Here is a 21,999-nt window from a genome sequence, read left to right as displayed (position 1 = left end):
TGTCCGCGGGGTCCGCCGGGCCGCTCCCGGCCGTGGCCGCCGAGCGGGTGGGTCTGCTCTCGGGCGGACCGCAGAACCGTGGGTGCGCGGCGCGGCCGCGAACGGTCTGCGGCCCGTCCGCTGTTCAGCGCAGGGCTCGGTCGCTCTCGTGCAGCAGGTCGGAACCGCTCGTCTCGGGCATCGTGCGCAGTGTGATCACACCGATGACGCCGATCACGACCATGGTGAATCCCGGGACCATGCTGCTTCCGGTGACCGAGATGAGCCAGGTCATGAGGTACGGCAGCGTCCCCGCGAAGAACGCGCCGGCGACGCTGTAGGCCATCGACAGGCCGCTCTGCCGGGTCCGTGTCGGGAAGAGCTCCGACACCGCGGAGGCGTGCGTGCCCAGGATGATCGCCAGGATGGCGGCAAGGCCGAAGGTCGCGGCGAAAGCCGCCCACGACGCGTTCGCCTGCATCAGCAGGAACAACGGAACGGCGGCGACGATCAGCAGGGCGGCGGCAGTGTAGAGCACCGGCTTGCGGCCCACGCGGTCGGACGCCATGCCCGAGAGCGGGATGATCCCCATGGCCACGACGGAGGCCGCCGCGGAGAGCAGGGCCGCCCGGTCGGCGGGGATCCCGACGATCTCCTCCTGGTAGGTGATCAGATAGACGAGGACGATGTAGAAGGTCGAGTTCATGAAGGTCTCGATACCGACCGTCTGGAGGAACTGCTTGCCGTTGGAGCGAAACACCTCGACGACCGGCTGGCTCGGAACGTTGTTCATGTCCTCGAGGGCGCGGTACTCGGGCGTGTCCTCGATACGCAGGCGGATGTAGAGACCGACCGCGGCCATGGGCACCGTCAGCAGGAAGGGGATCCGCCACGCCCAATCGAGGACGACCTCCGGCGGGAAGACCGCGTGCAGGGCCCACACGACGAACGACGCGCACAGGAACCCGCCGACCGAGCCGAACTCGATCCACGAGCAGCCGAATCCGCGGCGCTTGGGCGGCGAGAACTCCGCGAGGAAGGCGGCTGCCGAGCCGAACTCCCCGCCCGCGGCGAGCCCCTGGATGATGCGGGCGACCACGAGCAGGATCGGCGCGATGATGCCGACGGACGCGTAGCTGGGCAGCAGCCCGAGCATGAGCGTGCCCGCGGCCATCGCGATGATGACGATCGACAGTGTCGTCTTGCGGCCGAAGCGGTCGCCGAGGTGGCCGAAGAGCACCGAGCCGATCGGGCGTACGAAGAACGCGACGGCGAAGACCGCGAAGACCGAGAGCAGACCGGTCGTGCCGTCCTGCTCGGGGAAGAACACCTTCGCCATGGTGGTGGCCAGGTACGCGTAGACGGCCCAGTCGAACCAGTGGACGAAGACGCCCACCGCCCCGGCGAACACACTCCGCCGCAAGTCCTTCCTGTCCACCTTTTCCGAGATCTCGCTCGACATTTCTCCTCCTGGAGCCTGGTTCTCATACGCCTCGGAAACCCCGGAGGCCGCGGTGGCCTGCGTCGCCGCAGGGCGTTGCTGTGAATGATCAGGAGGTCGCTCGTACGCGGGTGTGTGGAGTCGAGCGCCTACGGGGGACTCGGTAGAGCCACCGGTGCTGTCGGCATCCGACCTGCCTGTGTCATGGGTCACCACTATTCAGGCGGAGAGTAAGATCTGTAAAACACATAGATCCGAAGATCTCCTTCGGAAAAATCGATGGGTCGGAGGGTGGACCGGTCCGATGAGCGACGTGAGCCTGCGGCAGTTGGAGTACCTCAGAGCCGTCGCCAGGCTCGGATCGGTGACGGCGGCGGCACGGGAGCTGTTCGTCTCGCAGTCAGCGGTGTCGACGGCGTTGACCGACCTGGAATCGGCCCTGGGGGTCACCCTCTTCGTCCGCTCCCCCAGGGGGATGCGTCTGACGGCCCCGGGGCAGCGTGCCCTGGTTGTGGCCGACAACGTGCGGGCCAACCTCGAACAGCTCCGGGAGTCGGCCAACCGGGAGCGGGAGGAGGTGGAGGGTGACCTCACCATCGGCTGCTACGCGACCATCGCGCCGATCCTCCTGCCGAAGGTCATCGCGGAGTTCTCTCATCGGCACCCGCAGGTACAGCTCTCGTTCGTCGAAGCGGCCCACGGTGCCCTCCTGGACGACCTGCTCAACTCCCGCATCGACCTGGCGATCACCTACCACTACGAACTCGCTTCCGTGCGCCCCGCGACCGGGGTGACCACCCAGTGGCTGCGATCCGACCCCCCTTACGCGCTGACCCCGGTGGACGGCGTCCTGAGCACGAAGAACGAGCTGACCCTCGCCGACCTGGCCCCCGAGCCCCTGATCCTCTTCGACCTGCCGCCCGGCGGTGACTACTTCATCGGCCTGTTCGACAAGGCCGGCCTGACCCCGAACGTGCGCTTTCGAACCACGAGCTTCGAGATGGTGCGTGCCCTGGTGGCCCGCGGCCTGGGCAACGCCCTGCTCACACAGCGCACCGTGCTCGAACGCAGCTACGAGGATCTGCCCTATGCGGCCAGGGAACTCGACATCCGCTCCGAGGGACTCGGTATCGAGATCATGCGGCTCGCCGGACGCAGGCCGGTGCGGCGGGTGCAGGCCTTCATCGACGTCTGCCGCGAGACCGTGGTCTGACCCTCTGCGACGGCCGACCCTACTGGCACTCCACGTGTTCCTCGCGTGCGCTGTGGAGTCCGGACCGGTGCCCCGGCGAGGAGCGCCGGACCCGCCTCGGACCGAGTCCATCGGGAGAACGGCGTCCGCTCCGGTGATTATCCGCTCCATCGGGAGGGCAGCGTGAGTTTCGAGGGGTGATCGGCGTTCCACGTTCTCGACCGCCCCACCCGTGTAGGTCGCGCCTCACGCGCCCATCGGCCGGCACACCCCGGCCACGGCCGAACACGGCGGAGTCCGGCCGCGAGGCCCCGAGGATCGCACCGGGACACGGGAAACCCTGTCGGAACCCGTTTAGAGAAAGGGGTCAACAGTGACGCTCCTAGAAGCCCACGTCCAGGATCAGTACCCGACACGCGTGGACTCCGAGTCCGAACTGGCGTGGATCACGAGCGACGAACCGACCGTGCGGCCCGGTGTCCCCGAGGGGCCCGCGTCCGGCACGGAACTCGGCAACCACGCCCGCGACGGGTTCCACGTGCAACGGGACCTGCTCTCCGAACAGGAGGTGACCGCCTGCCTGGACGAGCTCCGTTCGATGGTCGGGGACCCCGCTCTCCGCGCCGATGAGCGAACCGTCACCGAGCCTGCCTCCAACGAGATCCGCTCCGTCTTCGACGCGCACCTGATCAGCGAACGGATCGCCCGCCTCATCAGGGAACCGCGCATCCTGGATCGGGCGAGGCAGCTCTTGGGCTCCGATGTCTACGTCCACCAGAGCCGGGTCAACTTCATGCCGGGCTTCAGCGGAAACGGTTTCTACTGGCACTCGGACTTCGAGACCTGGCACGCGGAGGACGGTATGCCCCGGATGGGGGCGGTCAGCCTCTCCATCGGGCTGACCGACAACTACGCCTACAACGGCGGACTCATGCTCATGCCGGGTGCGCACCGCACCTTCGTTCCGTGCCTGGGCCGTACACCGGACGAGAACTACCAGTCCTCCCTGAAGGCCCAGAAGGTCGGCGTCCCCCAGGAGGAGGACATCGCCGAACTGGCCCGTCGGCACGGTATCGAGCAGTTCACCGGTCCCAGCGGGTCCGCCCTGTGGTTCGACTGCAACAGCATGCACGGATCCGGCAACAACATCACGCCCTACCCGCGTTCGAACCTCTTCGTCGTCTTCAACAGCGTGGACAACGCCCTGGTGGAACCCTTCTCCGCTCGGGAGCGCCGCCCCGGCTTCGTCGCCTCGCGCGACTTCACCCCGCTGCGCCCCTGAACGGATGGGCACGCAAACGGTCGGCGACGTGCCCCGTCGGCGCGCCCCCGGAACCGAGGCGTCCGGACCGTGGGGTGATCCGGTGGGAGAGGGAGCACCTCAGCGGGACCCCGGCAGTTTCTCCGGCTTCCCGGCCTGAGGCCGCTCCCGAAATACCGGGGCGGGGGCGTCCCCGGCCATGACGGCCGGACCCGCCCCCGCCCCGGTGCGCTGTACGCGGACCTCGACGGGTCCGGAGGTCAGCAGCTCAGGTTGGAGCCGGTGGTGGTGCCGAGGATCTGGGTGAACTGCGTGAACTTGTTGATGCGGCTCTGGACCTGCGCCGGGTTGCCGCCGTTGCACTCGATGGAACCGTTGATCGAACGGATCGTCTCGCCGAAACCGCGGCCGTTGACGATGGCGTTGTGGGGGGTGATCGTGCCGGGGCCGGTCTGGGTGTTCCAGTACCAGAGGCCGGTCCGCCAGGCGACCGAGGCGTTCTGCTCCACCAGGTAGGGGTTGTTCAACAGGTTGATGCCGAGGGCGTCACCAGCGGCCTTGTAGTTGAAGTTCCAGCTGAGCTGGATCGGGCCGCGGCCGTAGTAGGCGGCCTGACCCGCAGGACAGCCGTAGGGCATGCCCCAGTCGCAGTAGTGCGGGTAGTTGGCCTGGTTGGTTTCCTTGATGTGGACCAGCCCGCCGGTCTCATGGCTGACGTTGGCGAGGAAAGCGGCCGCCTCGCGCCTTTGCACCTCGATGCTGCCGGTCTTGGCGAACGCCGGGTAGGAGCCGAGGGCGGCGGTGAGGCCGCTGTAGGTGTAGAAGGAGTTCCGGTTCGGGAACATCTGGTTGAACTGGGCCTCGCTGACGACGAATCCACTGGGATTGGGCTGCTCACCTCCTCCGCCGGCGCCACAGGCGCCCTTGTCGGCCCAGACGTCCGAGGCGCCGGGACGCTCGTTCTGCGTCCACCACTTGGCGGTGTAGTTGCGGCCTTGGTAGGAGACCTCACCGCCTCCGGTGTAGACGGCGGAGGGGTTCCAGGCCGGGGCGCAGGTGGCAGCCTGCGCGGCGGCCGCCGGGAGGACGACGAGCGCAGCGGCGAACACACCGAGCGCGAACAGTTGACTCAGGAGACGTCGGATCACGTGATCACACTCCTTGAATGCGGCGCGACGTCCGGTCGCGCGCCGCCGGGGGGTGCCGTCACCTAAACAGGGCGGTCTAGACCTGTCAAGACCAGTCGAGGCCTCGACCGGTTTTGCCGACCGATGGAGTCCTTCGACCAGACCCGCATCGATGCCAACGGCGCTCGGGAAGGTCGAGCGACGCTTCGAGACGACCGAGTGCTTCCCGTGCCCCTCCCCGAGCGTTCGGGCGGATGCGTCGAACCCGACGGGGCTGCATCCGCTGGTGCGGGGAAGTTCGAGTCGGCGATCCCGGCAGCCGCGGTGGAAGACGCACAGCTTCGGACACCGCGTCCGAACGGGCGAGCGGGCCCCTGGGGGAGCTTGCCGCAGCTCTCCCCACCTCAGGATCTTCAGGCCGATATACAGCGCCGAAATTGGGCGTTCTATACATCTTGTAGCAATACGCCACTACACATAGCATCAGGCCGACCCCACCGGGTCACCAAAAGAATCAGCACCCTCACCCCAGGGAGCCCCCATGCTGAGACGGATCCTCACTCCCCTCCTCGTCGCGCTGAGCGCGCTGACGCTGACGCTCGTAGGCGTCTCACCGGCCACCGCGGAACCCGCGGAGCAGCCCCGGCCGCTGGCCCAGACCATCCTGTACTACGACGCCGGCCAGGCCGCGGAGTACGCCTCCGCCGTGTCCTCGGCCGTACGCGTGTGGAACTCCAGCGTCAGCAATGTTCGCCTGGAGCCGGCCCCCGCCGGACGACGCGCCGAGATCCGCATCATCGCCGACAACGGTTGGCCCCGCGCCAACCTGGGGCCGGTGCGCCCGGGCGGGCAGGTCACCGTCTGGATGGGCCGCCAGGGAACCGCCGAGGGTTACAACGCGGTGCGCATCGCCGCACATGAACTGGGCCACAGCCTGGGCCTGCCCGACGCCAAGCCCGGCCCGTGCTCGTCGCTGATGTCGGGCTCCACCGGCGGCGTGAGCTGCACCAACTCCACCCCCAACGCCTCCGAGCGCTCACGGGTCCAGGCCAACTACGGCAGCGGCCTGGCCGGCCGGCAGTCCACCGACGGACAGCTCCTGGTCGACCGCGGCTAGACGAACGCACCAAATCCGGACCCGACCGTCTTCGGCGTCGGCCCGCATCGGCGGACCGACGCCGAAGGTCGCAGCACTCACTCCCCGGGCCCCGCGCCCGCAACCGGACCACGCACCCGACACAACCCGTGGGCCTCGATCCTGTCCGAGCCCGCCGCCTTCTCCATTCGAGGTCCGTGTTCGGTGCTGTCGGGATCGAATGTGTGGAGTCGCCACTCCAGAAGGGGTCAGGTTCCGGCACGACCCCCTTGGACGGCTCCGGGCGCTACCGCACAGGTCCGGGCCGGGAGCGGAACGAAAGCGGTGAACCGGCCGGGAACACCGGGGACCAGGGTGGCCGGGCCGATATGACCACCGCTGCCCTCCGACGCCGATCAGTCCTGTGCGGCGGGAGGGCTCGTCATCGACCGACGGGTCTACGGAGCCACCGCCCAAACCCGCGGTCAACGCCCGTCCCGCCCAGGCGCCCGACGGCGGCGGGGCCGACCGATGACGCCCCCCGGAGGCGCGGGACCTGCTCACCCCGGGCGGACGGCGGGCGCGATCGACCGGGTGTTGACCTCCTGAACCGCACGGTTCTCCCGAACGTCCGGCACCAGGACGAGCAGCCGACGAGCAACTTCCGGAGCCGGAAAGCGCCGGTTCCCGCAGCACTCCTCCTCTCCTCCGCCCGGCACACATGGGGCCGGCGACGGCCGAGACGTGGTGTGCGCACGGACGCCCCGAGAAGGACCAAAGAGGGGCTCCGGCGAACGTGTCAGGAACTGGCCCCTGAGCACCGAAAGCAGGTCCCCGACCCCATTCCTTGGTACACAGCGGGACAAGTCCCCGAACACCGCCACAAAAATTTACTCCTCCAGAGGCACCCGGTGAACCAAAAAAGTTTCGCCCCCGGAAGCAACAATCGAATTCGGGTGATCGGCACGCCACACCAAACCGAATCGAATGAAGACGAGAAAACGTCTCCGAAAACGGCATCCTTCGCCAGGGAACAACCGTTGCGGATCGCGCCGCAAGGAACGAAATGAACACTACGACAGAAATAAGAAAAACCACCTCCGGAAACCGGGAGAACCTCTAAACCACGCACCTCCGATCGCCACGAAAGGCAATACCATATTGCACGCGACCAGAAACGCAACCCAAAATCTTCAAACAATACGAGCCGGATAAGCACAGCTCAACGCTTGGCCGGTCCACCGATCCGGGCAATTGATCCCGACCGTCCGCCGATCCCCCGCGCCCCATAGCCGGGGGAGAGAGGGAGCCGGAGCGCGACCGGCAGTCCCTCCGCCCACGTCATCCGAGACGAATCTCCCGGCGGCCCACCGGCACGACTGCCGGAGCCGGGAAGGAGGCGGGGACTCCTTGTAGGAAACCACCAGACAAAGCCAAGTGGGTGAAAAAAATAACCACCCCTTGCCGAAGGGGTCATGCAACTACCCGCCGTTCCCCGCGATTGAAGAAACGTAGACAACTTCTGACCTGGAGGAATTTTTCTCGCGACAGAACCGCCGCCCCGGAGGCCCGGACGCGGAATGCCTTCTCCGGAGGAGGGGAAATCACCGAAAGCAGACGCGGAACGCATCTGCCGCCCGACACGGAGACCCTTCCCCGACAGCACGGGCACACGGCCTCGGGACTCGCCGCACCGACTCCCCAACGGGACCGGACCGCGGGCCACGCGAAAACCTCCCTGGCCGGGCCCACGAGACGGACCCCGACCGCAGCATCCGCGCCCACCACTCCCCGGGCCCTTCGTCAACGAACGTCTGCGGTGTCGAGAACACCGGGGGCGGCCGCCCCCGACCCGCAACCCCGCCGGGGCGCCTCCGAAAGGAATCGCTAATGTAGGTACGCCTAACCTTAGTCGAACGGAGTTCCATGTCCCCCGGACGCACGCTCACCTGCGCACTAGCCTCCCTCGTTCTTCTCTCGGCGTGCGGCACCGCCAGTGAAGCACCGACGAACTCCGCGGACCCGTTCCTGGTGGCGATCGACCACGAATTCGGCACCACCACGATCGAGGAGCGACCGGAGCGGATCGTCACTCTGGGGGTCACCGACGCCGACGTGGTACTCGCGCTGGGCGTGGTCCCCGTCGGCAACACGGGTTTCGCGTTCTTCGAGACGGGCCTCGGTCCGTGGACCGACGACCTCGTCGAGGGGGCCGAACTGACGCATATCGGGTCCGACTCCGAGCCGAACATCGAACAGATCGCGACTCTGGCCCCGGACCTCATCATCGGGGTCTCCGCAGGGTTCGACGCCTCCGTGTACGAGAGCCTGTCCCAGATCGCCCCGGTGGTCGCGCGGCCTGCCGGAGTCGCCGCCTACACCGTCCCCCGGGAGGACGCGACGGAGCTCATCGCCACCGCGCTCGGCAAACCCGACGAAGGCGCCGCGCTCAACGAGGCCACCGACGAACTCCTGGCCGAGACGCGCGCGGCCCACCCGGAGTTCGCGGGGCGGACCGGGGCAGCCGTACTGCCCTACGAGGGCAAGTACGGTGCCTTCCTCGCCGGGGACGCCCGTGGACAGTTCCTCGTCTCCCTCGGCTTCGAGATCCCCGAAGCGATCACAGCCCAGGACACGGGGGAAAGCTTCTTCGTCGAGATCTCCCCCGAAGAAGTGGACATGCTCGACGGAAACGTCCTCCTCGTCCTCGGCGACGACGAGGACTTCGACGTGACCGAGGACTCCCCGGTCTTCGACACGCTGGACGTGGTGGGCGCCGACGCGATCGTGTCCACCGCGCTCGACCAGCGCGGGGCGATCACCTACAACTCGGTCCTGTCCATTCCCTACGCGATCGACCGCCTCGTTCCGCGTATCAGCGAGGCGCTGGCCTGACGCTTCCCCTCTTCACCGCGAGGGGCGACCACCCCGCATCGACTGCGCACGGCCGCACGGGCACGGCGACCGGCCCCGACAACACCATGGACCGGCTTTCGTGCCCGTGCCGTGGCCGGCGGCTTCCCGTCGCGCGGCGCGACGTGGCACAACAGGGCGCCGGGGCCGTATCGCGGGCCGGCACCGTGTGACCGGGTTCACTCCCGGAGCGGCCGCAGACCGCACCGCAGTGGCGCGCCCGCCACCGGCTCACGCGAGCGAGACCGCCCCCGATCCACTCGCCACTGAACGATTCGGCGGAATACGCACTCCGCTGCGGACAATTCCTCTCGGACTCCCCTGCCTCGAAGTCCAGAATTCCTCACGTGGCGTTCCCACCGTGTTTTCTGGTGACACGAATGTCACCGAACCAACACAACCCTTAGTTCACGCATCTTCGTGAGGTGCGCGAATACGCGAATCCCGGATTGCCAAAAGGCGTGGACATCGCCGCCCCCACGAATTGGCATCTAGACCCGAACCGTTGACCGTGCAACCATTTTCCTGTCGCCCGGCGATCGAGAAGGAGCGACACCCAATTCCCGATTCCAGGAGGAATAGTGGAAGACACGCACGACGTCGACATCGAAATGGTCGACGGCGAAGAACTGCCCGAGTTCGCTCTTATGGTCGACGTCCCCGGATAACCGACCGACTGTCAGGACAGACAGTGGGGTGGGGTTGTCAGCCGGCCCGCCCCACTCACACGGTGAATCTCTGCGAAGGGAATTCGGATGCGGGTGGCACCGGAGGCACAATCCGCCGAACGCGACGAACAGCATCTCGCCCGACTGGTGCGCGGCCGGCTCACCGAACTCATCGGCCCCGACAGCGTGCCCCCGGCCTCGGCGCTGCGGCACCCCGCCTTCCATTCACTGGCCCATGCGGCACAGCGCGCCGCTCGACGTGGCGACGTCAACGCCGGGGTCCGCGGTCGGTTCACCGCGGAAACGGCAGCGGCTGCCACCCGGGTCGTGGCAACCGCGTTCACCGAGAAGGTGCACGACCTCTGGCAGGTGGGCCTCCCCGGCCCGGAACGGCACCTCACCGCGAGTGTGCGCCGAGCCGCAGCGCAGGTCGCCGCGGTCCCCGGCCGCACCACCACCGCTGACGAGGTCGTCATCGGTGCGTGGAATGACGACCGGCGCGCGGCCCTGCGCGCGTCGTGTCGGCTCCTGGGCGCGGCGTGGCCGGAAATGCTCGCGGAGTTGGCGGTGGTCCTGCGCCAGATCGCGCTCCTGGACGGCCACGGCCTGGAGGGGTTCACCGATTTCACCGTCCACGGAGTGGTGTTCGTGAACAGCGAACGACTGGAGGACGCTCAGGACGGCCTCCCCGGCTCGGTGCGCTTCGCCGAGGCACTGGTCCACGAAGGAACCCACAACCGTTGCAATGCCGCTGCTGTCGCCGAGCCGTTCCTGCTCCCCGACAGTGGGGCCTCCCCCCTGGTACAGACTCCGCTCAGGGCCGACCCGCGCCCGCTGTCCGGACTGTTCCAACAGGTCATCGTCTTGGCACGCAGCATGGAGTTCTACGACAGGGCGCTGCGGGCCGGAGCAAACGGGGACGCGGTGCGCGAGCGCCGGGCGGTTCTCGCCGAACAAGGCAGGAAAGGCGTAGTGACGATGCGCGCGCATGCCGACAGCATCACCGTGCACGGCCACTCGATGGTCGAGGAAGCAGCTGCACTCCTGGAGCGGTCCGCATGACGAGCACCGCTGACACGGTTCCTCCCGTCCCCGAGACCGTCGGACGGCCACACAATCTGGTGACCCCCGGCTGGCCAGTGCGGTTGTTCACCCCCGTCCCCCAGGTCAGCGGACTGCTGATGGGGCGGGTCGCGGCCCGCTCACCCGACTTCGCGCCCAACGACGCTGCCGGCGGCCAACGGGTCCTGATCGGCTCTGCCGCAGGCGAGACCGCCCAGTCGGTGACGGTGCGCGCCCGCGGAGAACTCCTGGAACGCGTCCACAACGTCGTCGCCGGTCGCGAGGCCGAGCGGGGGCGGGTCCCCGGCGCGCTCATGGGCCGGTTCGACCGGTTGCGCCGCACCGGCCGTCCGGCACTGGACCCTCTCGCCTGGCCGGAGCTTGCCGGCTACCCGGGGCTGCGCGAGGCCGAGATGCTATGGGTCCCGGGAGAGTCCCTGACCGGCGGCGGGCAGGTTCTGGTCCCGGCCTGGGCCGTGTACTTGGCCCACCGGTCATCCCTGGGTTCGGTGGCGCTGCCGTCGCCGGGTTCGACCGGACTGGCGGCACATGCCACTCATGCCGCAGCGGGGGTGCACGGCTTACTGGAGGTCCTTGAAAGGGACCTGATCGCCCGCACCTGGTACGACTACGCACCCCGGTTCGAATTGACCGGGCGCCCGCCGTTGTCGCAACCGCTGCGCGAGGCCCTGGACGCGCTGACGCTCGCGAGTACGTTCCTGTTGTTGCCCGGCCCCAGGGGCAGCGCCTGTATCCTGTGCTGCCTGCACTCCCCCGAGCAGCGCCGGCAGAGTTTCGGCGCGCGGGCGGTCGGGGACGTCACGGACGGTCCCGCTGTGGCCGCCGCTGCCCGGGCAGCGGCGCACGAGGCGTTGATGGTGCGCTGGAGCATGGAGACTCCGGCAGCGGGCGCGGTCGCCGACTGGCTGGCCACCGAACGCAATCCCTGGATCAGCGGACCGGTCGCCCATGCCCTGCACGCGTTCCACCGGCAGAACGGTCTGGGACGGTTGATGAGTTGCGCGGGACGGATGCACTGGCCCGACCCCGATCGCCGTATGGTTCCCCGGCCGGTCCAGGCCCAGACGCTGGCCGACCATACCGAGCGCGACGTCATCGGGGTGGACACCACCGTCGCGAACCTGGCCTCCACCGGTGCGGTGGTGGTGCGCACCGTCGCTCCCGGCGCTCGTCGTCTCCCGGTGACGGAACGGCTCAGCACTGGGACTCGCGGACCGGGAATCCCCCCGCATCCGCTGGGCTGAACTGCGGGGCCGCTCCACCGAGAACCTGTCTGTTCCCACGTTCGGAAGGTGACCATGTCTGATGACGCGATCCGGGTGAGCGGCCGTTCCTACGAGGACCTCCTGTCCATGAACTACGACCGCTGGTTCGGCGCGGCGGCGCCCACCGACGACTGTGTCCGACTGCTCGCCTCGCTGGTGGCCGATGGCGGAAGCGTGGTCGAACTGGGGATCGGCACCGGTCGGGTGGCCCTGCCCCTGGCCCGGTCGGGCGTGGACGTCCGGGGGGTGGAGGCGTCCAAAGCGATGGTGGAGCGACTGCGGGAGAAGGCCGGCGACGACGTCGTGCCGGTTTCCTTCGGCGACTTCGTCGACGGTCCCGACGAAGGCGGCCACGCCCTCGTCTATCTCGTCGGCGGAACCCTGTTCGAGTTACAGAGCCAGGAGGAACAGGTGCGTTGCCTGCGCAATGCGGCCCTCCGGCTCCGGCCGGGTGGATTGTTCGTGTTCGACGCGCCGCTGCCCGAGGCGCTGGAGAGTCCGCGAATGAGCGGTGGGCACGTGGTGCCCACTGGCAACGAGGACCTGGTGGTGCTGTACCGCCGGGTGCACCGTTCCACCCAGCGCTACGAGTCGCACTATGTCGTCACCACGGGCGAGGGCGTGCACCACGTTCACGTGCCCTTCCGCTATGCGGGAGCGGGCGAGCTCGACCTGATGGCCGAGGCGGCCGGCCTGCACCTGCGGGACAGGTACGGGGACTGGAGCGGCCGTCCTTTGGCCGACGACTCTCTGTACCACGTGTCGGTCTACCAGAAAACACCGTGACGGAAGGGACGAGCGATGACGGGATGGGCCCCTGATGTGTCTGCCCTGAGCGTCGGCGGTATTGCCCTGTTGGTCTTTTCTGTTGTTTGGGGCGTGCGAACCGATCCACAGAAACCGTTCGCGTGGGGCATGTATTCGGGATCGGCCAAAGGTTTTCTCTACAGCACAGTCGAAAATCGAACGATTCCTCTGCCGCTGGAAAAATTCCACGTGTCTCCCGACGGCCATTTCCTCGATCCGGTCGAGTTGCGGCGCGCACTGTGCGTTCCGAGTCCGGTTCCAGCGTTCGACGGCGTGATCATCGGTTCCAAAGGAAACTGGCGGGTGGCCTACGATCCGGAGTCGCGCCGGTTACGGGTGGCCCAGATCGCCCACGGGGCAGAGATCCCGGCGCTGACCTGCGTACTGCGGAAGGTCGAGTGAGCCTGACCGACGGGGGGGCCGGTGCCACCGCGACGACGACTGCGCTGTACTGCCTGGCGTTGGCTCTGGCCTGGCGAACGAGTCTGACCCTGTTGGACAGCCGGACCATCCGGCTGCACCATCCCGACCTCCGGGTCTACCGGCCGGGCGCGGGCTGGACGCACCCGGGCCGGCTGCGGTCGCGATGGGCGTTGGCCCGTCTGGGGCTGCTCCTGGCCGTGGCGATGGCGTTGGCTCCCGTTATCGTTCCGGCCCCCTGGACGCAGAACACCACCCTGGCGCTGTGTTGTGCCTGTGTTGCCTGGCTGGTGCGCGACGGGGCCTTGGACACCGCCCGCTACACGTCGGTGTGCATGACGTTGCTGGCCTCGGTGCTGGTGCTGCGCCTGGGTCTCCCTCTCGTCGGAGTGGCCGGGACGGTCCCGGCAGGGGCTGCGGCGTCGCTGGGGGCCGCACAGCTCTATCTGGTGGCGGGGATACGCAAGCTGGGGTCCCCGCATTTCATGAGCGGGCGAGTCCTAGCGGACAACATCGCTTACGGGGCCTACCAGGCGCGCGCAGGCAGCCCCGACTTCTTCCGCGTACCCTCGCCACAGGTGATGGCCGGACTCCTGGAGGGCCCCTGGTTCCTGCCGCTGCTCCGTGCGGCGGCGATCGGGGCCGCCCTGGTCGAGTTGACCCTGGGACTCGGTGCGCTCGGACTGTTGCCGGGAGTCGTGGTCGTGGGGTTGGCGGTCCCCACCCATCTGGCGTTCCTGGCCGTCAGCCCGCGTCGGATCGTGCCGTTCACCGTTGCGTCGGTGGGGCTGCTGCTGATCGCGGTGCAGGCCCCCGTCCTCCGTTGATCGTGACCCCTCGCCCCCTTCTCCCCCATGTCACCGGTGGGCGGGGTCACGATCAACGGCGGGAAGGCTCTCAGCAGGCGCCCGACCAGGTGCACTCAAGGTCGCCGGTGTAACTCTGCTCGTTCTCGTACTGAGTGGTGGAACGGGACAGGGGCCGGACCTGGTCGTCACGGGTGAACTCCGCGAGACGAACGGCGATCGCGTCCTGGACGGCGCGCGGCGGGATCCCCGGGTAGCCGTTGTTGACGATGGAGAACGCCAGTTCCTCACCGTCGGCGGTGGTGACGTAGCCGGACAGGGCGCTGGCGCCGGTGAGGCTGCCGGTCTTGGCGTACACGTTCGCCTCGGCCGCGGTGCCGCGCATGCGCTGGGCGAGTGTGCCGCCGACCAGGCGGTCTGCCTCGCCGGCCAAGGGCAGCGACGTCTTCCACACCTCGAACCACGGCTGATCCGTCGCCTCGGTGAGCAGGTCGTCGATGAGGTCGGCCCGAACGAGGTTGGTGTGGGAGAGGCCGGAGCCGTCGGTCAACTCCAGGTCGTCGGTGGTGACGCCAAGACGGTTGATCGCCTCCTCCACCTCGGCAAGCCCCGCCTCCCAGGTGCCCTCTCCGAGGGCCTCGTGGCCGATGGCCTTGACGAGGATCTCGGCATGGCCGTTGTTGGAGAGCTTCATGAACGGTACGAGCAGGTCCTGCAACGGCATCGACTCGTGCTCGACCAGCTGATGGACGGTCCCGGGCGCGGACCCTCGACGGACCTCACCGGCGATCTCGACCCCCTCGGCCTCCAGAGCCGCGGCGAAGAGGTGGGCCGCGTGGTCGGTGGGTTCGTGCACGGTGCGCAGGGTCTGGAAGGCAGAACCTCCCGCGGGGAGCGAGCCGGTGAACCCGAAGGTGTTGGTGCCCGGGGCGCGGTTCACCCCCAGCGTCGCCACGCTGTCGGGCTCGCCGGTGGTGGCCTGGTCGACGATCTGGAGGTTGGCTCCGGCGGGAACGAGCTCGGGGTCCACCGCCAGCCCGGGCAGAACACCGGGTGCGGCGGTGGCGTTGACCACACCGGTGTCGAAGTCACTGTTGGCCGCGACGGTGAGTGCGGAGATCTGCGAAGCGTAGTAGTAGGGCTCGTCGGTGGGATCCCAGTCCGCGCCGAGACGCTGGTCGTCGAACCAGGTGTCGTCGGCGAGAAGATCACCGGTGACCAGGGTGACTCCCGAGCCGGCGACCTCCGCGGCGAGAGCGTCGAAGACGGTGGCGGTCAGTGTGGGATCACCCGTGCCCCTCAGGATCAGGTCGCCCTCGACCACTCCGTCGCCGGGGTCCTCCCCCGCGTCGACGGTCGTGCGGAACGTGTGGTCGGGGCCGAGGACGTCGAGCGCGGCGGCGGAGGTGAGCAGCTTGGCGTTGGACGCCGGGATCAGCGGGGTCGCGGCATCGTTGCCGTACAACAGCTCGCCGCTGTCGAGGCTGCGCACCGTGACACCGGACGTGGCCCCTTGCAGTTCGGGTGAGTCCAGCAGGGCACTGATGTCGGCGCGCAGGTCGGCCACCGGGCCCGCGACCGGGTCGGCCGCGGCGGGGGTAGCCGCTGGCCCGATCAGAGCGGCAACCGCCACGACGGACACGCCGAGCGCAAAGCGGCGCCGCCGGTCGGGGGTGGGGGGCAGCGCAAGGGGGATGGGGCGCATCAATGTCCTTTCCCGGACGATCGGAGCATGAGGCGGGAGAAAACGGCGTCGGCTTGCGGCCATGAGGCGCCGAGCCGACCCACGACAGCCGCTGCGACTCCGGCCGCCGGTGCTTGTCTGCTGCTTCCCGCCCCTTGATTCGCTGGGCAGAGTAACCGAAACGCTGCCCTACGTCACGTCCGTCCGAATGTGTCCAGGTCGGTGCATAGCAGGGGGCGTCGACGGACGATGCCCGGCTCCTACCGGGGAGCGGGGACAACCCCCATGGCACGCAGGACGATCTCCACTGCCTCGTTGCGGAAGGCGGGACGCGCGGTGACATCGGCGATGTTGGCGAATTCGTCGATGGTGTTGATCGCGCAGTTGGCCAGGACCCTGGCGCTCGCGGTGTCCTCCTGGGGGCGCATCTCCATGATGAATCGGGCCCACAGCGAGGCATAGTCGCGCTGGCGGCGGCGCAGGAGACCCAGTTCGCGGTCGGAGAGGTTCTCGCTCTCGGTCACGTAGACCGCGAGGAGGTCACTGAAGTGCGGGACCAGTCCCAGTCGGGTCGCGGCGAGCCGACTCAGGGCGCTCAACGGATCCGAGACGCCGACCAGGGCTTCGCGAGTGGCGGTGTTGAGGCGGTCCGAGGCCGAATGGAACATGTCGGTGAGCAGGGCCGCTTTGCTGGGGGTGTGCTTGTACAGGGCGGCGGCGGTCACGCCGGCGGCCGCACCGATGTCCTCCATGCTGACCCCGTGGTATCCGCGCTCGCGGAACAGGCGGGCCGCCTCGGCCGTGACCGCCTCCAGTCGCGAACCGGCCGGTTGCAGCGGCTGAAGTACGGGCAGGAAGTCCTGCTCGGGGGCCGGGAACCGGGTGTGCAGGACGCGGGCTGCGGCCTGGGCCAGGAGTTCGGCGTAGCGGGCGCGGGGCATCCGGACCCGGTGGCGCCCCGTGCTGCCGAGGACACCGTAGACGCCCACCACCAGGACCGCGGCTTCCTCGACCGTGAGCCCGGGGCGTTCCCGGCACAGCTCGGTGCGCCAGAAGACGAACGACGTCGCGGCCTGGCGAATGCCCTCCGCTTTCTGGGTTTCCCCCAGGTAGCGGTGATCGCGCAGGCTCAGCGCGATCTCGTCGCGCCGGTCCACGGTCATCAGGGCAAGTGACGGAAAGGCGCTTGCGACGGGGCTTCCCGGGACGTGGTCGGCCTCAACGGCGACGTAGGCGTCCGTTGCCGAGCGCACGGCACGACTGAGCAGTTCGCCCTTACCAGTGAAATAACGGTAAAGGGCGGGGCCCGACATGGATGCCCCCGCGGCGATGTCGGACATACCCACTTGGTGGTAGCCGTGCCTGCGGAACAGGTCGATGGCGACGGCGAGCAACTGCTCGCTGCGCTCCTGTCGCTGCCGGGTCCGTGGCGTTACCGCGCCGCTGGACATCTGTGCTCCCCGATCCACCGGTGGCGGCCCCGGATCGTCCCGGGGACTGCTTGTCAGAGCGAGGGTACCCGCGCGGCTCAGCAGTCGTACGCTCCGACGCGTGAGCATACGCTCACACACATCAGTACCCTTGCCAGGCCCCACGGTGGTAGTCGATGATGCGCGGGTGCAGGAGCGTCGAGGCCAGCTCCGGGTCGGTGTCGCTGGGGCGGCGGTCCTTGGGGAAGGACTGTGCCGCGGCGAGGGTCTCCTCGTCCAGGAACCGGGTCTCGGGGTGCTCGCTGGGCATCCGCACGTCGGGGGCGGTCCCGGCGGCGGCGAGGTGGAATCCCCAGTTCCCGAAACTGGGCACGTCCACGTTGTAGGGGGTGGTGTGCAGGCCCGCCCCCTGGATGGTCCGCCCGACGCTCCAATACGCCTGGGCTGCGAAGTAGGGCGAACCGCTTTGCACGACCATCCGGGCGTTCTCGGCCATCGCCCGCTCGGCCAGGGTGTAGAACTCCACCGAGTAGAGCTTGGCGGTGCCCACGTCGTCGGGATCGGGAAGGTCGGCGATGACGACGTCGAAGCGCTCGTCGTTGTCACGCAGCCAGTTGAAGGCGTCGGCGTTGACCACGTCCACCCGGTCGTCGTCCAGCGACCCTTCGTTGAGCCTGCTGATGACGGGTTCGGTGCGGGCCAGGCGTACGACCGCGGGGTCCAGGTCCACCAGGACCACTCGCTCGACGTCGGGATAGCGCAGCACTTCGCGCAGTCCGAGCCCGTCGCCGCCGCCGAGGATGAGCACGCTGGCGTGCGCCTCGGCCATAGCCGGGTGGACCAGCGACTCGTGGTAGCGGTACTCGTCCAGGGAGGAGAACTGGAGGTCGCCGTTGAGGAAGAGACGCAGGTCGGTTCCATCGAACGCCCGGGTGACCACGATCTCCTGGTACTCGGAGCGTTCCGACAGCACGATGGGGTCGCGGTACAGCGCTTGACGGGCACTCAGCTCGAACTGCTCGGAGAAGGCGAAGGCCGACCCCAGGACCAGTAGGACCAGTGCCAGCCCTCCGGCGAGCAGGGCCTGGGAGGCCCGGGTCAGCGAGCGGCGGAACAACCAGAGGACCACCGCCACCCCCATGACGGCGTTGACCGCACCGACCAGCAGCAGTCCCCTGGGGAGCCCGAACACCGGCAGCAACAGGAAGGGGAAGGCGAGGCCCCCGATGAGGGCGCCCACGTAGTCGGCGGCGAAGAGGTCGGCGACGGCGCTGGCGGCGTCCTGTTTGCGAATCCGCTGGATGAGCGTCATCAGCAGCGGGATCTCGGCGCCGATGAGGGCGCCCAGGACGAAAGCGATGCCGATCAGTGCCGGCTGGTAGAGGGAGAACCAGGCGAAGGCCGCGTACAGCAGCAGTACCGCGAGGCCGCCGATCAGCGACAGCAGTCCTTCGATGACGGCGAAGTAGAAGGCGGGGCGGTGGGTCAGGCGTTTGGACGCCAAGGACCCGATACCCATGGCGAACACCATGACCGACAGCACCACCGACGCCTGGGTGATGGTGTCGCCGAGCAGGTAGCTGCCCAGGGCGACAAGCGAGAGCTCGTAGACCAGACCGCACGCCGCGCAGATGAACACCCCGAGCATGACGAGGAACCGGGCGACGCGCGGACGGACCGGAAGGCGCGGCTTGGCGGGCTCGTCCGCCCCGGTCGGGGCGGCGACCACATCACTCATCAGGAGATCGCGGCCGCCACGACGATCGCCACCGCGATGTGCGCGCTGGCGTTGACCCAGGCCGCCGGGTGCAGCTCCGACTCAGCGACGATCGAGCCGAGTTTGCCCGGGGTGAGCGCGTCTATGAGCAAGAAGGACAGCGCCATCAGCAGCAGCCCCACCGCACCGTAGGCGGCCGTGCTGGTCAGGCCGAACAGCAGACCGGGCCCGCTTGCCAGGATCGCCGAGGCCACCACGATGGACACGCCCAGGGTGTTGGCGACGACGATCAGGGTGGCGTTGCGGTTGCGGTCGGTCCAGATCAGTTCGTGCAGCTTGCCCGGCGTGAGCACGTCCACGATCAGGTAGCCGATGGCCATCAGCGCGGTGCCGACGAGTCCGTAGGACAGGCAGGCGATGACTTCGAGAAGGAGTTGCACAGGATCCTCATGGGCGTGGGTGGGAAAGGTGGAAAAGGGGCGGGGCTACTTGCCGAAACCGGGTCCGCCGCCGCGGTTGCCGCTTCCGCTGCCGCCGATGCCCCCGCTACCGCTGCCGTTGTTGTTTCCGCTGGCACCGCCCCCGGTGTACCAGAAGCCGCCACCGCCGCCCCCCGAACGCGAGGAACAGTCGCCGACGTAGACGAAGCCGCCGCCCTCTCGCTTGTGGGTACCGCGGTCCGGATCGTACTGGTAGTTGTTGCCGACCTTGCGGTAGTCGCCGCAGGTGCGTCGGTTCTCGGAGCAGGCGGGCAGGGCCAGGAGCGCCAGGCTCACGGCGAGTGCCGTGGCGGTGCGCCGTGCCCGCGCGGTTCTGCTCACGATGGAGGAGCGTGCTCGTGCCATGGGTCAGCGTCCTTCCTCGGAGCCGGGTGCGAGGACCGTGGTGGAAGAGGTCCGCACCAGCTCGCCGGTCTGGGGGTAGGCGTGCCAGCTGCACCAGTGCACGACCGGGCCGGCCTCCAGCGCCAGCAGCGCGGTCACCGCGAGGGGGTGGCCGGGGAAAACAGCCAGGAGCGCGTCGGGGCGCCCGGCCAGGTGCTCGCGGATGCGCGCCACTGCGCAGGTGAAGTCGTCGGGGGTCAGGTGCAGGACCGAGCTGGCGAAGTCGTGGCGCGCCACCCCGCGGACCGCGGGCGTGGCCGTGGCCGGGAGGTCGGCGGGCAGTCCGGGCAGACAGGCCACCGTTTCGACGAGCCGGACATCACCGCGTTCCAGGAGCACCTGGTGGGAGGCGCCCAGCACGCGCAGCTCCACGCGTGCACCGGCCAGGGAGAGAACCCGGTCGGCCAGCGGCGGGATCAGGGGGTGGGTGATACTCCAGGCGAGGTCGGCGGCCTTGGTGTCGGTGAAGGGCACGTCGATGGCGGCGCGCACGGTCTAGCTGCCCGGGTAGATGGTGAAGGAGCCGGGTGCCACCGAGGTGCCGAGACTGGCCTCCCAGCTGCCGTGGTCGAAGCGCTCGAAGGAGAGGTGGTGGCCGTCGCGGCTCTTGTAGTCGGCGTAGTCCATACCGCCGCGCTCGCGCAGACCGGTGGTGCCTTCGGAACGGTAGGAGGCGGTACCGCGCTCGCTGAGACCGTACTGAACGCCGTCGACCTCAAGCCGCTTGGGGCCGGGAACGAGGTCGAGGTCGGGGCGCCCGGTCCACATCACGAGTTGGACGTCGGGGTCCTCCTCCACCGACAGCCAGCGACGGCCGCCCTCCACCTCCAGGAAGTGCTCGGACCACACCGAGCCGCCCTCGGACAGCCGCAGGGAGCCGCGGATCCAGCTCCGCTCCACACCGAAGTCCACCATGTCGCCGGCCTTGAGCGAACGCGGGTCGCCCTCGGTCCCCCCGACCTCGGCGAAGGGGTCCGCGGGCGCCTTCGGCTGTGGCGTTGCGGGAGCGGGCACCGTGGCCTTCTTCGATCGACCCAACAGATAGACCACCACTCCCACGACCACCCCGACGATGAGCGCGACCACGACCAGTTCGATCACCAGGTTCTCCCGCTTCCCTTGCCCTTTTAGCACCGGCGATACCCGCTGTCGGCGAGCCTACCCGCCCCCATTTATACAGATTCGATGGTTTTGGACGCAGGCGGACGGCATCCGGTTCACGGTGGACCGGAATGTTATCGGGCCGAATCCTGGCGATGCTCAGGAAGGCCGGGCGAGAAGCACCGCGTAGTCCTTTTCCGGGTCGGTCCAGACCCGGGTGACGGGGAGCCCGCACTCCGCCAGTTCGGCGCGTACGCCGTCGATGCGGAACTTCGCGGAGATCTCGGTGCGCATCTCCTCCCCGCGGTCGAACTCGATGGTCAGTCCGAGATCGGGGATGTGCACGAGCTGCTGTTCGTCCGAGCGCAGTCGCATCTCCATCCACTCGTGCTCGGCGTCCCATCGGGCGATGTGACCGAATCGGCCGGGATGGAAGTCGGCGCCGAGTTCGTTGTTGATCACCCGGAGTACGTTGCGGTTGAACGAAGCGGTCACCCCCGCGGGGTCGTCGTAGGCGGCCAACAGACGGTCGATTCCTTTGACGAGGTCGACCCCCAGCAACAGGGAATCCTGGGATTTGAGGGTGGCGCGCAGCCCACTGAGGAAATCGTGGCGTTGCCCCGGGGTCTGGTTGCCGATGGTGGACCCCAGCATGGCGACCATGCGACGTCCGTCCACCGGCAGCTGTTCGACGTGGCGGTCGAAGTCGGCGATGACGGCGTGCACGGCCAGCCCCGGATAGTCCAGGCCGATCTTGCCGGCGGCCTCCTCCAGGAAGTCGCCGCTCACGTCCACCGGGACGAAGCGGCGCAACAACCCGGTGTCGCGCATCCCGTCCAGGAGCAGGCGGGTCTTCTCCCCCGACCCCGCCCCCAGTTCGACGAGGGTGTCGGCGCGGGCGAGCCCGGCGATGTCGACGGCGGCCGAGGCGAGGATGGCGCGCTCGGTGCGGGTGGGGTAGTACTCGGGCAACCGGGTGATCTGCTCGAACAGCGCGCTTCCACGCTCGTCGTAGAGCCATTTGGGTGGCAGGGTCCGCGGGCGGGTGGTGAGCCCCTGCTCGACGTCATGGCGCAGGGCCGCGTGCAGGTCGGCGGCGGTGATGTGGGTCTCGACGGTGGGCATCAGGTCTCCCGGTTGGACGCG

General features: G+C 68.6%; 19 protein-coding genes. 9 read left to right on the top strand and 10 right to left on the bottom strand.

Going from position 1 to position 21,999, the window contains the following annotated elements; all coding sequences use genetic code 11:
• Nucleotides 1-124: 124 nt before the first annotated feature.
• On the bottom strand, nt 125-1,441 hold the full coding sequence (locus tag QSJ59_RS10970; RefSeq protein ID WP_285759180.1) for an MFS transporter: 1,317 nt from the start codon (nt 1,439-1,441) through the stop codon (nt 125-127).
• Nucleotides 1,442-1,724: 283 nt separating this feature from the next.
• Here QSJ59_RS10970 and QSJ59_RS10965 point away from each other — a divergent pair, with 283 nt between their 5' ends.
• The gene (locus QSJ59_RS10965; protein ID WP_285759179.1) at nt 1,725-2,633 is read left to right on the top strand and encodes a LysR family transcriptional regulator; all 909 of its coding nucleotides are present in this window, start codon (nt 1,725-1,727) and stop codon (nt 2,631-2,633) included.
• Between the two features lie 352 nt (nt 2,634-2,985).
• Nucleotides 2,986-3,894: an ectoine hydroxylase gene (gene thpD, locus QSJ59_RS10960; protein ID WP_285759178.1), complete on the top strand. Its 909-nt coding sequence runs from the start codon at nt 2,986-2,988 to the stop codon at nt 3,892-3,894.
• Between the two features lie 239 nt (nt 3,895-4,133).
• Here the strand turns inward: thpD and QSJ59_RS10955 are convergent, their stop codons facing one another.
• Nucleotides 4,134-5,021 (bottom strand): glycoside hydrolase family 19 protein, encoded by an 888-nt coding sequence (locus QSJ59_RS10955; RefSeq protein ID WP_285759177.1) that lies wholly within the window; start codon nt 5,019-5,021, stop codon nt 4,134-4,136.
• 520 nt (nt 5,022-5,541) lie between these two features.
• Between QSJ59_RS10955 and QSJ59_RS10950 the strand changes: the two genes are divergently transcribed.
• The 7 genes from QSJ59_RS10950 (at nt 5,542) to QSJ59_RS10920 (ending at nt 14,058) form a co-directional block, all read left to right on the top strand.
• Nucleotides 5,542-6,117, top strand: coding sequence for a snapalysin family zinc-dependent metalloprotease (locus tag QSJ59_RS10950; protein WP_285759175.1), 576 nt, complete (start codon nt 5,542-5,544; stop codon nt 6,115-6,117).
• A 1,884-nt stretch (nt 6,118-8,001) separates the two neighbouring features.
• Nucleotides 8,002-8,970: an iron-siderophore ABC transporter substrate-binding protein gene (locus QSJ59_RS10945; protein ID WP_285759173.1), complete on the top strand. Its 969-nt coding sequence runs from the start codon at nt 8,002-8,004 to the stop codon at nt 8,968-8,970.
• A 773-nt stretch (nt 8,971-9,743) separates the two neighbouring features.
• Nucleotides 9,744-10,718 carry an aKG-HExxH-type peptide beta-hydroxylase gene (locus QSJ59_RS10940; RefSeq protein WP_285759171.1) on the top strand — a complete coding sequence of 325 codons (975 nt, stop codon included), beginning with the start codon at nt 9,744-9,746 and terminating at the stop codon, nt 10,716-10,718.
• Nucleotides 10,715-11,983, top strand: a complete 1,269-nt coding sequence (locus QSJ59_RS10935) for a YcaO-like family protein (protein ID WP_285759169.1) — start codon at nt 10,715-10,717, stop codon at nt 11,981-11,983. Before QSJ59_RS10940 ends, QSJ59_RS10935 begins: the two co-directional genes overlap by 4 nt.
• Nucleotides 11,984-12,037: 54 nt before the next feature.
• On the top strand, nt 12,038-12,790 hold the full coding sequence (locus tag QSJ59_RS10930) for a class I SAM-dependent methyltransferase (protein ID WP_285759167.1): 753 nt from the start codon (nt 12,038-12,040) through the stop codon (nt 12,788-12,790).
• Nucleotides 12,791-12,826: 36 nt separating this feature from the next.
• Nucleotides 12,827-13,213 (top strand): hypothetical protein, encoded by a 387-nt coding sequence (locus QSJ59_RS10925; protein WP_285759166.1) that lies wholly within the window; start codon nt 12,827-12,829, stop codon nt 13,211-13,213.
• Entirely contained in the window at nt 13,210-14,058 is an 849-nt protein-coding gene (locus QSJ59_RS10920) for a hypothetical protein (RefSeq protein WP_285759164.1), read from the top strand. Before QSJ59_RS10925 ends, QSJ59_RS10920 begins: the two co-directional genes overlap by 4 nt.
• Before the next feature lie 70 nt (nt 14,059-14,128).
• On the opposite strand, the gene dacB is transcribed toward QSJ59_RS10920, so the two are convergent.
• The 8 genes from dacB to egtD all read right to left on the bottom strand — a co-directional run bounded on the left by dacB (nt 14,129) and on the right by egtD (nt 21,978).
• The gene (dacB, locus tag QSJ59_RS10915) at nt 14,129-15,742 is read right to left on the bottom strand and encodes a D-alanyl-D-alanine carboxypeptidase/D-alanyl-D-alanine endopeptidase (RefSeq protein ID WP_285759162.1); all 1,614 of its coding nucleotides are present in this window, start codon (nt 15,740-15,742) and stop codon (nt 14,129-14,131) included.
• A gap of 239 nt (nt 15,743-15,981) precedes the next feature.
• Nucleotides 15,982-17,172 (bottom strand): TetR/AcrR family transcriptional regulator, encoded by a 1,191-nt coding sequence (locus QSJ59_RS10910; RefSeq protein ID WP_285759161.1) that lies wholly within the window; start codon nt 17,170-17,172, stop codon nt 15,982-15,984.
• 121 nt (nt 17,173-17,293) lie between these two features.
• Nucleotides 17,294-18,889: a polyamine aminopropyltransferase gene (locus QSJ59_RS10905; protein ID WP_285759160.1), complete on the bottom strand. Its 1,596-nt coding sequence runs from the start codon at nt 18,887-18,889 to the stop codon at nt 17,294-17,296.
• Entirely contained in the window at nt 18,889-19,308 is a 420-nt protein-coding gene (locus tag QSJ59_RS10900) for a DUF350 domain-containing protein (protein ID WP_285759159.1), read from the bottom strand. The genes QSJ59_RS10905 and QSJ59_RS10900 overlap by 1 nt, the downstream gene beginning before the upstream one ends.
• 45 nt (nt 19,309-19,353) lie before the next feature.
• Nucleotides 19,354-19,713 carry a hypothetical protein gene (locus tag QSJ59_RS10895; protein WP_285759158.1) on the bottom strand — a complete coding sequence of 120 codons (360 nt, stop codon included), beginning with the start codon at nt 19,711-19,713 and terminating at the stop codon, nt 19,354-19,356.
• 3 nt (nt 19,714-19,716) lie between these two features.
• A complete protein-coding gene (locus QSJ59_RS10890) occupies nt 19,717-20,244 on the bottom strand; it encodes a DUF2617 family protein (protein WP_285759156.1) in 528 nt (175 codons plus the stop codon).
• 3 nt (nt 20,245-20,247) lie between these two features.
• Nucleotides 20,248-20,856: a DUF4178 domain-containing protein gene (locus QSJ59_RS10885; protein ID WP_285759558.1), complete on the bottom strand. Its 609-nt coding sequence runs from the start codon at nt 20,854-20,856 to the stop codon at nt 20,248-20,250.
• Nucleotides 20,857-21,012: 156 nt separating this feature from the next.
• Nucleotides 21,013-21,978, bottom strand: coding sequence for an L-histidine N(alpha)-methyltransferase (gene egtD, locus QSJ59_RS10880; RefSeq protein ID WP_285759155.1), 966 nt, complete (start codon nt 21,976-21,978; stop codon nt 21,013-21,015).
• Nucleotides 21,979-21,999 lie beyond the last annotated feature (21 nt).

The organism is Nocardiopsis ansamitocini, from assembly GCF_030268225.1.
Classification (GTDB): domain Bacteria; phylum Actinomycetota; class Actinomycetes; order Streptosporangiales; family Streptosporangiaceae; genus Nocardiopsis_D; species Nocardiopsis_D ansamitocini.
This window is presented reverse-complemented; position numbering and strand designations above follow the sequence as displayed.

Excerpts from the sequence above, each read along its gene's own strand:
- QSJ59_RS10930 (WP_285759167.1), top strand. The coding sequence starts at position 12,038 with ATGTCTGATGACGCGATCCGGGTGAGCGGCCGTTCCTACGAGGACCTC.
- egtD (WP_285759155.1), bottom strand. The coding sequence starts at position 21,978 with ATGCCCACCGTCGAGACCCACATCACCGCCGCCGACCTGCACGCGGCC.
- QSJ59_RS10970 (WP_285759180.1), bottom strand. The coding sequence starts at position 1,441 with ATGTCGAGCGAGATCTCGGAAAAGGTGGACAGGAAGGACTTGCGGCGG.
- QSJ59_RS10895 (WP_285759158.1), bottom strand. The coding sequence starts at position 19,713 with ATGGCACGAGCACGCTCCTCCATCGTGAGCAGAACCGCGCGGGCACGG.
- QSJ59_RS10940 (WP_285759171.1), top strand. The coding sequence starts at position 9,744 with ATGCGGGTGGCACCGGAGGCACAATCCGCCGAACGCGACGAACAGCAT.
- QSJ59_RS10965 (WP_285759179.1), top strand. The coding sequence starts at position 1,725 with ATGAGCGACGTGAGCCTGCGGCAGTTGGAGTACCTCAGAGCCGTCGCC.
- QSJ59_RS10945 (WP_285759173.1), top strand. The coding sequence starts at position 8,002 with ATGTCCCCCGGACGCACGCTCACCTGCGCACTAGCCTCCCTCGTTCTT.
- QSJ59_RS10905 (WP_285759160.1), bottom strand. The coding sequence starts at position 18,889 with ATGAGTGATGTGGTCGCCGCCCCGACCGGGGCGGACGAGCCCGCCAAG.
- QSJ59_RS10910 (WP_285759161.1), bottom strand. The coding sequence starts at position 17,172 with ATGTCCAGCGGCGCGGTAACGCCACGGACCCGGCAGCGACAGGAGCGC.
- dacB (WP_285759162.1), bottom strand. The coding sequence starts at position 15,742 with ATGCGCCCCATCCCCCTTGCGCTGCCCCCCACCCCCGACCGGCGGCGC.
- QSJ59_RS10935 (WP_285759169.1), top strand. The coding sequence starts at position 10,715 with ATGACGAGCACCGCTGACACGGTTCCTCCCGTCCCCGAGACCGTCGGA.
- QSJ59_RS10950 (WP_285759175.1), top strand. The coding sequence starts at position 5,542 with ATGCTGAGACGGATCCTCACTCCCCTCCTCGTCGCGCTGAGCGCGCTG.